The sequence below is a fragment of the Geobacter psychrophilus genome (assembly GCF_056821595.1).
In genome coordinates this window covers 1087089-1099272 of record NZ_JBXDTU010000004.1, presented here as the reverse complement: position 1 = coordinate 1099272, position 12184 = coordinate 1087089, and the positions used below count along the sequence as shown (strand labels likewise).

11 protein-coding genes are annotated in these 12184 nt (G+C 44.7%); all 11 read left to right on the top strand.

The window, feature by feature from the left end; all coding sequences use genetic code 11:
• The first annotated feature begins 40 nt into the window (after positions 1–40).
• The 11 genes from ACOCF6_RS07425 (at position 41) to ACOCF6_RS07375 (ending at position 12099) form a co-directional block, all read left to right on the top strand.
• Positions 41–907 carry an XrtA-associated tyrosine autokinase gene (locus ACOCF6_RS07425; protein WP_482459752.1) on the top strand — a complete coding sequence of 289 codons (867 nt, stop codon included), beginning with the start codon at positions 41–43 and terminating at the stop codon, positions 905–907.
• Between the two features lie 26 nt (positions 908–933).
• Positions 934–2097 (top strand): XrtA/PEP-CTERM system-associated ATPase, encoded by a 1164-nt coding sequence (locus tag ACOCF6_RS07420; RefSeq protein ID WP_482459751.1) that lies wholly within the window; start codon positions 934–936, stop codon positions 2095–2097.
• Between the two features lie 68 nt (positions 2098–2165).
• On the top strand, positions 2166–3353 hold the full coding sequence (locus ACOCF6_RS07415; RefSeq protein ID WP_482459750.1) for a TIGR03016 family PEP-CTERM system-associated outer membrane protein: 1188 nt from the start codon (positions 2166–2168) through the stop codon (positions 3351–3353).
• A 2-nt stretch (positions 3354–3355) separates the two neighbouring features.
• On the top strand, positions 3356–4267 hold the full coding sequence (locus tag ACOCF6_RS07410) for an XrtA system polysaccharide deacetylase (RefSeq protein ID WP_482463288.1): 912 nt from the start codon (positions 3356–3358) through the stop codon (positions 4265–4267).
• A 285-nt stretch (positions 4268–4552) separates the two neighbouring features.
• Positions 4553–6085 (top strand): lipopolysaccharide biosynthesis protein, encoded by a 1533-nt coding sequence (locus ACOCF6_RS07405; RefSeq protein WP_482459749.1) that lies wholly within the window; start codon positions 4553–4555, stop codon positions 6083–6085.
• A gap of 72 nt (positions 6086–6157) precedes the next feature.
• Positions 6158–7192: a FemAB family XrtA/PEP-CTERM system-associated protein gene (locus ACOCF6_RS07400; protein ID WP_482459748.1), complete on the top strand. Its 1035-nt coding sequence runs from the start codon at positions 6158–6160 to the stop codon at positions 7190–7192.
• 47 nt (positions 7193–7239) lie between these two features.
• Entirely contained in the window at positions 7240–8445 is a 1206-nt protein-coding gene (locus ACOCF6_RS07395) for a DegT/DnrJ/EryC1/StrS family aminotransferase (protein ID WP_482459747.1), read from the top strand.
• Positions 8446–8451: 6 nt separating this feature from the next.
• On the top strand, positions 8452–9408 hold the full coding sequence (gene xrtA / locus ACOCF6_RS07390) for an exosortase A (protein ID WP_482459746.1): 957 nt from the start codon (positions 8452–8454) through the stop codon (positions 9406–9408).
• Complete coding sequence (locus ACOCF6_RS07385) at positions 9398–10045, top strand: exosortase C-terminal domain/associated protein EpsI (RefSeq protein ID WP_482459745.1); 648 nt, start codon at positions 9398–9400, stop codon at positions 10043–10045. Before xrtA ends, ACOCF6_RS07385 begins: the two co-directional genes overlap by 11 nt.
• A 15-nt stretch (positions 10046–10060) precedes the next feature.
• Positions 10061–11275 carry an O-antigen ligase family protein gene (locus ACOCF6_RS07380; protein ID WP_482459744.1) on the top strand — a complete coding sequence of 405 codons (1215 nt, stop codon included), beginning with the start codon at positions 10061–10063 and terminating at the stop codon, positions 11273–11275.
• A gap of 92 nt (positions 11276–11367) precedes the next feature.
• Positions 11368–12099 carry a class I SAM-dependent methyltransferase gene (locus ACOCF6_RS07375; RefSeq protein WP_482459743.1) on the top strand — a complete coding sequence of 244 codons (732 nt, stop codon included), beginning with the start codon at positions 11368–11370 and terminating at the stop codon, positions 12097–12099.
• The last annotated feature ends 85 nt before the right edge of the window (positions 12100–12184 follow it).

Below are 12184 nucleotides of genomic sequence, written 5' to 3'. Positions count from 1 at the left end.
GCCACAAAAATCGCTGGCAGTTATCAGAGAAAGGATTGGAATGAGCAGAATCGAGAAAGCGATGGAAAAGGCTGCCCAGCTCAGGAGCTTTCGCGGCAGCAGCGAAGCGGTTAAAGAGAAGGATGGAGGAGTCTCTCTTAAGCCGATTCAAATGAATTCTCCTCTGCCGCCAATGGACAGAAGCGAGAACAAACCTTCGATTCAAAATCCACTTCTCGCCACCTTGTGCAATCCTCATTCCCCGGTAAGCGAGGAGTATCGCAAGCTAAAGTCGGCAGTTATTGCATTTGCCCAGCAGGATGTCTTCAGGAATGTCATCATGGTGACCAGTTCAGTCAGCTGTGAAGGGAAAAGTATTGTTTCCTTGAACCTTGCCATATCTCTTGCTCAGGAATACGACCTTACCGTGCTTCTGGTAGATGCGGATCTGAGAAAACCATCGATCCATGAATATCTCGGGTTGAAGCCGGAAAAAGGATTGTCGGACTATCTTGCCGGAGAAGCTCATTTCAGCGACTTGCTGATAAGAACCGGCATCGGGAGACTGAATCTTCTCCCTGCCGGAGCTCCGCTCAGAAATCCGGTAGAACTTTTTTCATCCCAGATGATGAAAGAGTTTATCTCGGAAATAAAGAACCGTTACCCTGATCGTTTTATAATCATCGACACTCCACCGGTATTGCCGTTTGCTGAATTACGTTCATTGACTGCTCTGGCGGATGGTGTGCTGTTCGTTATCAGAGAGGGCGCAGTGACCCAGGAAAACATAAGCGAGGCACTGCATACACTGGATGCCTCCAAGTTGATTGGTGTTGTGTATAACGATGCATCACAGGTGAGCCATAACAACCATTCTCACTACTACTCTTATGGCTATGGGGACAGTGGGCAGCAAACTAATGCCTGATTGTACTCTGAACGTACGGAGCAAATATGTATAAAGCATTTTTTAATCTGCGGATCAAGCCATTTGACCTGCTTCCGGACCCACAGTTCATTTACCTGAGCAAGTCTCACAAAAAGGCATTGGTTTATCTGGACTATGGCATCAGAGAACGTTCGGGCTTTATCCTGCTCACCGGAGAAGTAGGCTCTGGGAAAACAACCCTGATTCGTAACCTGCTGGATAAACATTACGAGCATGTCGTTCTTTCCATGATATTCAATACCCGGGTAACGTCGGAACAGTTGCTGGCAATGATTAACGAAGATTTTGGACTTGCTGTTCAGGGAAAGGACAAGGTGACCCTGATCAGGGATTTGAACGTATTTCTGATTGATCAGTATGCGGCCGGCAACCAGCCGATCCTGATTATTGACGAGGCCCAAAATCTTTCATCTGAACTGCTGGAAGAGGTACGCATGCTCTCCAACCTGGAGGCATCCAACAGCAAGCTGCTGCAGATTATACTCGTCGGTCAACCTGAGTTGCGGACAATACTTGCAGCCTCTGAACTCCGCCAATTGCGTCAGCGCATAAATATCAACTGCCATCTGCAGGCGCTTAACCGTGAAGAAGTCGAACAGTATATCAGCCACCGTCTCGAGATCGCCGGCAACTCATCTGCGGTGCATTTCGAGCCGGAATCACTTGATGCCATTTACCGGTATAGTCGCGGGATTCCTCGTCTTATCAATATAATCTGTGACTTTCTTCTGTTTCTGGCTTTTGCAGAAGAAACAACCTCGCTATCTGTAGAAATGGTTCAGGATGTTATCGGCGACCTTGACTTTGAAAACCATTACTGGATGGTAAATACGTCGAACCCGCTACTGGACAACGTTTTCTCATCAGCCACAGAGTTGCAGGGCATGATTGCTGAGATTTCAAGACGTATAGAGTTGATGGAACATAATATATCCGCTCCCCTGTACAGCGCTCTCAATGCCCAGAATGACCGTATTGAATCATTACAGACAACTGTGGCATCGCATGTTGCCAAGAGCAATACCCTTATTCTGGAATTGAGCAGAAAAATGGAAGTAATTAGGAACAGAGCAACCAGCTCCGAAAAGGGTGTTACGCACGAGTTGCCCAAAGCTGATTTCGACTGGCGGGCCTTTGGTGGTGTCGATATTTCTCCCCGCCGAAAGTGAAAAATCTTATGAAAAACGGGTTAACATGTATTTGCGTAAGCGGGTTTCTGGCCGGAGTTCCTCTGCTCTTGTCGCCACCCTCCGTATCGGCTGCAGACATCTCGTTCAGACCTTCCCTTGCGGTCAGTGAAGAGGTGACTGATAACGTCTATGAAGTTACAAACAACAAGCGTACAGAATTAATTACCCGCATTCAGCCCGGCTTCACCTCCCGTTATCAAGCACCACTCTGGAATTGGGATCTTGGGTATAACTTCGATTACCGCAGGTATGAACGCAACAGCAGGGGGGATGAATATACCCACAACGGGGTATTGAGGGGTAATCTTTCGTTGCTGGATAATTTCCTGTTCATTGATGTCAACGACGTCTACCACCGGGTGACACTCGATGTATCTCGTGACGCAGCCACCTCCAGCAGCCTTTTTCTTAATCAGACCGATCAGAACACTGCCACTATTTCTCCTTATCTGCTGTGGCGCTTGAGGGGTGACAACTCTCTCAGGACCGGCTATCGGTATACCGATGTCCGTTACTGGGGAGATGGAATTGAAAGACGTGAGCAGGGTGCCTTTGCCGATTTTAACCATGAGATATCTTCCCAACTCAGTATTTCTGCGGGGTATGGATTCACCTATCTCGATTCAGATCCTACCAGGTATACCAAACACGACCTCTCAGCCGGTTTCAGGTTTGAATATGCTGAAAGGTCGTTTGTCTTTGGCCAATTTGGAAACAGCTGGCAGCAGTTCATTCACGGAGGCAATTCCAGTTACATATTCTGGAATGCAGGTGTCTCTCATGACTTCAGTTTTGCAGTTGCAACGCTTGAATCCAGGGTTCAAACCGCTGCAGACCCATTGGCGGTATCGACCAAAGTAACCAGCTACAGCGGACGGTTCGAAAAGATCCTTGAGCGAGGGATGGTTGGTTTGTCTACGTCCTACTCCGATTTTGAAGATACAGAGGCCGGAGGTGGAAACCGGCGAAGACTCACGTTCGGCGGAACCGGGCGATATGAGGTTTTTCAAAGCATTACCGCCAGTCTGGCTGCGACCGCAGAACGCTTCTATTTGAATTCGTTCAATGGGTTTCGCTACCATTTAAACGCCACCAGCGGTCTGAGTTATGCCTTGAATCGGGATCTTACCTTCAGCCTGAATTACACCTATGATACCCAGCGCAATGATATCTCTTCAACTGCAGGCGCCATTGATACCAACCGCGTGGTCGTTGAAATGAGAAAAATATTTTGACGATGATCAACGCTCTAAGCATAGATGTGGAAGACTACTTTCAGGTTTCCGCCTTTGAAGGGTGTGTGTCCAGGAGCCATTGGGACAGCTTTCCTCTTCGTGTAGAGTCAAATACCTCTCGCATTCTCGACATACTGGACGAGTATGACATCAAAGCTACCTTCTTTGTTCTCGGCTGGATTGCCGAGAGGACGCCGTCGCTTGTGCGGGAGATAGCACGACGTGGGCACGAAGTGGCAAGCCACGGTTACGGCCATCAGAGGGTCTGCACCCAGTCACGACAGGAATTCCGAGACGATATCCGGCGCAGCAAGAGCTTGTTGGAGGATCTCTGTGGTGGACCCGTCCATGGCTACCGGGCGCCGAGCTACTCCATTTCCATGGACACGCTATGGGCCTTTGACGAGCTTCATGATGCAGGATACCGCTATGACTCCAGTGTATTCCCTATTCGCCACGATTTGTACGGGATTCCGGATTGGCCGAGACACCCCTTTTTGTTAACGAAAAAACTGAACAACGAATGGGGACCAGTTGATTCACTCTCATCCCAGTTGACGCATGGCCTCTGTTCATTCCCGGGCGAAAATGAAAGTATTCAACTACTTGAAATTCCTATAACCACACTCTCAGTCAGAGAGAAGAGTATCCCCATAGCAGGTGGCGGATATTTCCGTCTCTTCCCCTACGCTTTTACCCGTTGGGGGCTTAGACGGATAAATAACCTGGAGGAACGCCCTTTTGTTTTCTATCTTCATCCGTGGGAGATAGACCATACGCAGCCACGCATGAAAAATGCCGGTTTCAAGAGCCGTTTTCGTCACTACCTGAACCTCCACAAGACCGAGGGACGTTTACGGAGACTGTTGACAGATTTTCAATTTGCGCCGGTGAGGGTAGTATCAAATATTTAAGTAATGTTAAGATTAATTCGGAATTGGCCGATCTGTCTACCTGCTATTCTTATATGAGACGACACGGATTGTAACGCGATTCACGAAGACATGGACACAATTCGAATAATAAGAGGACTCGATTCCTTGTTCACCTGTGTGATGAGTTTTTACGAAACTGCATGATGGATACAGTTTGGCCTCTGTCATTTGACTCCATCAACCCGCATTTGAGCGCATAAGCGATGGATACTGCATGACCCAGGCAATGATTACCCGGATGAGAAAACTACATGGAAAGGCATTATGGGTTACGTTAAGCTTGTTCTAAAAAATGCCTTCTCTAACTGGGCCAACATGGCTATAGCCATGGCCATTTCTTTTTTTCTGGCGCCATTTATACTCCATAAAATCGGAAATACGTATTACGGTGTGTGGGCAGTCGTCTCTCAAGTTACCGGGTATCTCTGGTTGCTGGATTTTGGAGTGCGGGATTCCGTTATTAAATATGTAGCTGAATACCATGAAAAAAAAGATGAAGGGGTGTTGAATGATATCATCAATGCTTCTCTGAAACTTTACTCCACCGTATTCATAGGATGTATAGCGGTTACCTTCCTTATTGCATATCTTTTCCCGGTGATGTTCCATGGTGCGAGAGAAACAGCCTCCACGGCCCAGATTCTCGTTCTCATCACAGGTCTCGATATTGCCCTGACTTTTGTTTTCAACGTTTTTGTCGGGATATTGATGGGGCTGCAACGATATGATGTTTTTAGCAAAATATCAATTGTGCTTTCTATCGTTCGGGCTCTCTTGACTGTTTTTTTTCTGAGCGAGGGGTATGGAGTAGTTGCAATCTGTCTGATCCAGTTATTTACCAATAGCTGCATGAATATCACGGTATATTTTGTATCAAGAAGGCTGCTGTTCTTCAAATTAGATTTTAGAAAGTATGGCCGGGGGAAAGAAGTTTATAGAATGCTCATGAATTACAGTTTTTTTGTTTTTCTTAACTGTATTGCTTTACAGGCATTTTTCTATAGTTCCAACTTCATTATCGCAATCTTCCTTCCCATCGCCTCAGTTACCTATTTTGCCATTGCCTCCAGTCTCGTCGACTATATGAAAAAACTCATATGGGCCGGAACTCAGGCCTTCAGCCCCTTGACCAGCCAACTCGACGCTAAAAATGATCCTTCCAAAATTACCGCACTTCTGATCAAGGGATCCAAGTATTCAATAATTATAGGTCTTCCAGTGGGGGTGTCATATATAGTTCTGGGAAAACAGTTCGTCGGATTATGGATGGGGCCTGAATATTCGGATATCACCGGAAACATCCTCGTCGTATTAACGGTTATGACCCTTTTCTCTCTACCCCATTACACCATCAGCGGTATTCTGCTGGGGCTCAACAAGCACCGCCTCATGGCCTATTGCAGAATCATTGAAGGCATTTTCAATGTTGTCTTGAGCATCTTGTTGGTAAAATATATGGGTTTAATGGGCGCAGCCCTTGGGGTCGCAATTCCCCATCTGATCATGGTTATTATTGTGTTACCGGTTATTATTTCAAGGGTAGTAAATATTAGGCTTTCAGAATACTTCAGATCCGCATACTGCGGGCCCATTGTCTCCGTAATTCCTTTTACCCTAGCATGTTTTTTGGTCCGTAATGTTTTCACCCCCCATTCGCTTTTTGCCTTTTTTGCTGAGATAGTGCTTCTGCTTCCTGTCTACATTGTGGGGATCTGGTTTCTTTCAATCACTAAGGAAGAACGACAGCTCTGTAAAAAAACAATCACTGGATATACACCAGCTGCATTCGGGCGATGACGGCACCAATCCAGCAAAGAGAGATCGGTTGGATTCACACTATGATAAAATCTGAAACTGAATGATTCTGCTATGAAAATGATAATCGACCATTATAACCACTACGGTGAAACCTGGGACGCCTTTGTTGCTTCCCATGATGACAGCAACAATTACCACAGGTATGGCTGGCGTAGCGTAATTGAAAAAAGCTTCGGCCACACAACGTACTACCTCTCTGCCAGAGACAGTAATAACGAACTGCATGGTGTATTGCCGCTGACTCATATAAATAGCAGGCTGTTCGGGAGCTTCCTGGTTTCGCTGCCCTTTTTCAATTATGGCGGCCTGCTCTGTAATGATGATGAAACTGCCTCAGCCCTGCTTGATGAAGCCTGCCGAATACGCAGTAATGTTAACGCAGACCATGTTGAACTGCGCCACAGAAACATTCGCAGTCAGGGTCTTGCAACAAAAGAACACAAAGTCACCATGATCCTTCCGCTTCATGGCGATGAGGAAGCCCAGTGGAAGGCCCTTGATGCCAAAGTACGAAATCAGGTGCGCAAAGCGGAGAAGAGCGGCCTGGAGATTGTTTCCGGACATATTGAACTTTTGGACGGGTTCTACGAGGTGTTCTGCCGTAACATGAGGGACTTGGGTACGCCGGTATATGGTAGAAATTTCTTCGAAAATATACTGGATGCATTCCCTGAATCCACCCGGATCATATCAGTGATGCTGGGAGATAAGACGATAGCTTCCGGCATCCTCACCTGGTACAGGGACACTCTGGAAGTCCCATGGGCATCGTCAGTCAGCGATTATCGGGAAAAGTGTCCGAACAACCTTCTCTATTGGGAGGCGATACGGTTTGCCATCGGTATTGGTTCGAAGAAATTTGACTTTGGACGCTCTACACCAGGTGAGGGAACCTTCCGTTTCAAAAAACAGTGGGGGGCCGAACCGGTTCAACTCTACTGGCAATACCTGCTCAAGGAAGGGGAACGGCTGCCGGAATTGAATACAAAGAATCCAAAATACGATATGGCGATCAAAATTTGGCAGAAGTTGCCGTTGGCAGTGACGAATTTTCTCGGGCCGGGAATCGTAAAGAACATTCCCTAATACAACAAGCTAGGCTATACACTCACAGACAAAAAAGGTTTTTTACGATGTCATCTCATATAGGAAGAACACTCCCACCGGCAGCGGCTCCACTACGTCTCCGGGACATCGTGTATGGGATCGCAGGACTGTGTGAAGGAGAGAAAGCAAGAAGCAGGTTCGAGGAGAGTCTTGAAGACTATTTTGATGTCAGGCACTGTTTCACTGTTTCATCAGGAAAGGCGGCTCTGGTCCTGATCCTGCAGGCTTTGCATGACCTCTGTCCAGAACGGAATGAGGTCCTGATACCGGCCTATACCTGCTATTCCGTTCCTTCTGCTATTGTAAGGGCTGGACTAAAGGTCAGGCTGTGTGATCTTGAATACGGCGAACTTGGTTTTAACTTTAGCCTTCTTGGGAAGCACCTGGATAATCCTCGCCTATTGTGTGTGATTCCCACCCACCTGTTTGGTATGCCGGCAGATATGGTGCGGGTCAAAGAGATGGCTAATCGACAAGGAGTATGGGTTGTTGAGGATGCTGCCCAAGCCATGGGTGGTGAATGGAACGGCCGGAAGATGGGAAGCCAGGGAGATGTGGGGCTGTTCAGCCTGGGACGGGGTAAGGCCTTCTCGACGGTGGAGGGAGGCATAATCCTTACGGATAATGAAACCATCGGACAGGCAATAGGGAAGGGTGTGGTTGCCACTCCAAGGTATGGGATTATTGATTGTATCAAGCTGATTATATTTTCACTGGCTCTATTCGTTTTAATTCATCCAAGAATATTTTGGATACCCAAATTACTGCCGTTCCTGAAGCTTGGTGAAACACATTTCGACATGTCCTTTCCGATCCGGAGGCTCTCATCATTCCAGGCAGGAATAGCAATGGGATGGGGGACAAGAATCGAGGGTCTAAAGAAAATCAGGCGGCGCAACGCTCAACACTTTATTGATTACGGAATAACCCCTCTTGCAGTCCATGGAGGTCTTCTCCCCGACATGATCAGATTTCCTATTCTTATGCCAAATGCGGAATCAAAGCAAAAGATTCTTCAGGAAAGCGAGAGGATGGGTTTGGGAGTATCAGATGGGTATCCGGATACAATTGACGGGATTGTTGAACTTGGGGACCTGTCCGATGGGAAAAGTCACCAAAATGCCAAGGATATAGCGGAAAGAATTGTCTGTCTGCCCATTCATAATTTTGTAAGAGATAGAGACATTCAAAAGATAGTGCAGTTGCTGAAAATAAGTACGGTGCGTGGATAAACGTTGATGGCCACTGATAATATGGAAAAGAAATATCGAAAGTATTTTGTCTTTAATTCCGGATTTACCAGATTAGATTCATTTCCCGTTAAAATTTTGGAGTTCTATATTGTTGATAAAGTGAAAAAAATGTCGAAAATCGACAAAATAAAAATAGCGATACTTTTCATATTATGGGCCATGATCTTTGTGCCGGTCTATCCGGAACTTGTTCGCGAATGGCTGAGCCATTCTGATAACTCTCACGGCTTTCTCGTACCAATAATTGCGGGATATATTGTCTGGCAAAAGAAAGAGGATTTACGCTCAGCAATGAAAGACAGCTCAGGGTGGGGATGCGTACTTCTTTTCCTGTCACTGGCAATGTATGTACTGAGTTATGCCGGCGGACTGGCTTTTCCATCCAGAGTTGCGCTGGTTTTGTCACTGATGGGGTTGATATGGAGTAACTTCGGAAAAGAAATATCAAAACTTCTCGTTTTTCCGGTGTTGTTTTTGCTGTTTATGATTCCGGTTCCGTATTCAATGATGAATTTTTTTTCAGTGCCCTTGCAGCTCATGGCTACCAGGATTTCCGCCTATGTAATCAGTGCATGTTCGATCCCGGTATACCGAGAGGGGAACATGCTCTATTTCATGAATACCCAGCTTGAAGTCGCCGAGGCATGCAGTGGTATTAGATCAATTATGTCGCTAACCATGTTGGCAGTCATATTTGCAAGCATGGTGCGAGATGGGTGGCAAAAAAAAGCAATCATGATTGTAGCAGCAGTTCCCATTGCCATGATAGCCAATATTCTGCGTATTTCAGGCACCGGAGTATTGGCTCATTTTTATGGTGATAAGGTCGCACGAGGATTCCTCCACGAATTTTCAGGGATTGCCATATTTGTATTCGGTTTTGCTGTTCTACTGGGGCTCTTTTCGATACTAAACAGGGGAAAGTCCAAAGATGTCAAATAAATCATTCATGCCTTCCCTTGTGATAATGCTTTTAGCTCTTTCTGCCATAACGGTACTTTTTTTCCGGCCGATACCGGTTGTAGTACAGACGAATCTTGAACGATTACCAATGATGATAGCGGGGTATACTGCAACCGAAGATACTTTCTCTGAGTCGGTGTACCAGGAATTGAATGCCGATAAACATGTCTATCGGCATTATCGATCACCAAGCGGTGACCAGATTGATCTGTATATTGGGTATTACGGAACGGCAAAAGGTGGTAGGACAGGACATAATCCCTATGCTTGTTTACCAGGAGGTGGGGCGGCAATTGTCGATACAGGTAATGTATTTCTAAGTCTGGCAACATCTAAAACGGTATCAGTCAACTATATCCTTGCAAGAAAAAACGAGATGAACACTGTCATGCTGCACTGGTATCAGACGGCTGGCAATACTGTAGTAACTTCTGGATTGAACCAAAATATTGAGCGGTTTGTTGGCAGAGTTTTCCACAACCGTAACGATGGTGCATTTGTGCAGATAACAGCCCAAGTGCCAACTACTAAAGTAGCTGAAGCTAAAGACGCCGTGCGGAATTTTGCAGGGAAATTACTCCAGATTCTTCCAACTTATTGGCCTGAAGAGAAATAATAAGGTTTAGTATACATGTCATTTTATCTTGCCATTTTATATATTGTTGTCGAATACATGCGACCTCAGTCCATGTACCATAGCCTTGACAAGCTCCCACTTGCCATGGTTGTCATGGTTGCATTCATCATTAGTTTTATTCTTGAGGGTCGTAAACAATATAATTCAAATATTATAAATTCACTTTTGGTGGCATATCTTATCTGGTTTTTTGTGTCTTCAATATGTGCATTTAAACCGGATTATTCATGGCAGCTATTAATTGATTTTTCCAAATGGGTTGTTATCTACTTTCTGCTGATCAACACCATCAACACCAGGCAGAAACTTTATATCTTTGTGATAATATTTTTGCTCTTAAATTTTAAATACAGCCAGTTTGCCTCACGAATATGGATCGGAAATGGATTTTACACTGAGGCCCGCGGCATAAATAATGGCGCAGGCATAGGCTCAGGTTTTTTCCAGAACCCTAATGACTTCGGAATTGCAATGGTTTCTGTAATAGGAATCAGCTACTACATGATGCTTTCAGATATTACCAAGATTAGAGATTGGCTCAAAATGAGATGGCTGCATATTGCATGTTTTATTTCTACTGTTCTTGCGATACTTGCATCCAGTTCAAGAGGAGCTGCACTGGGTCTTGGAAGTGTTATGGTGGGCGCATGGTTCAAAAGCAGTCACAAAATTAAGCTGTTGCTTTTGCTTGGGGTGATGGCAATTACATACATATCCTTTATTCCGGCAGATAATTGGGCCAGATTTCAGAAAATGGGATCGGAAGAGGATGGATCGAGCAAATCGCGCTTGGCATTGTGGAAAGCTGGAATACGAATGGCGAATGAAAATCCTGTGACAGGAGTGGGACCAAATAACTTTGTGTATGTCAATACAGTACATTATTCGAGCGAATACACTGAAGTCCAGCATAACGTATACATACAGGCTGCTTCAGAATTAGGATACCCAGGGTTGTTGCTCTTTCTGGCAATGATGATCCATGCGTTTCGAAATCAGCAACAAACTAGAACCAGACTATCTGAGAAAAAAAACAATGATACTTTCCTTTGGGGGTTGTCTCATGGCATAGATCTTTGCCTGTTTGGATTTGCAGTAAATGGGATGTTTATTACGGTTCTATATTATCCTTTTTTTTGGATGCTTCTTATTTTTAGTTCCTCATTGCATGATATTGCTGTGAAAATTGATATAAATCCTGTTGAATGAGGATGATTGGTGTAAATTTATAGATTTGTCTCAAATCCAATAGGTTAGTTTGCCTTCTTATAATATATTTAGTCGTTAAAAAGGAGCTGGTGATGATTATGAAAGGAAGATGGCAGAAAGCTCAGGAATATGAACAAAAGTATTGGCAGCAGGCGGCCGAGCGAATTTCAGCCAATAGTGTCGATCAGTTGAATTGGTATTCCTGGAAAGCTGAAGAGATGGAAAAACGTTTGGATGGTTATATTGATGAAGCTTGGAAACGGAACATTCAGGTGCTTGAGCTTGGTTGTGGCCCGATTGGTATAATCAGTTATTTGAAATGGGGGAAGCGTTATGCTGTCGACCCCTTAGAGCATTTCTATGCATCTAATGAAGTACTAACAAAACTGAGAGATACTGAAGTAGTTTATCTCAGGGGAACTGGTGAAAATCTCCCATTTGAAAATGCTCAGTTTGGACTTGCTATTCTTGACAATGTTATTGACCATGTGCATGCGGCGAATCGAGTTTTACAAGAGGTACATCGTGTTATTTGTGATGATGGCAAATTTTATCTGGCTGTAAACATACATACAACTTGGGGTGGAATACTTCATAAAATCTTATCTAAGACAAGAATCGATAAAGGTCACCCTTATACGTTTACTTTGACTAGTATAAGAAAATTTATTAAAAATCAGGGGTTCTTTATAAAGTCTGAGTCATTTACAGATTACGGTGAAGCGCGTTCCCAAGATATGAATTCAAAATCGTTAAAAAGAAGAATGAAAGCGTATCTTGGTTTGTCAGAATTTGTGTATTATGCAGTATGTTCAAAAATATAATTAAATATTTAAAGTTGTACAAATTATTTATGTAGTGATGAACTCTTCGATATAGTTGAATGTTTATCTATTACCGTTCAGTGCA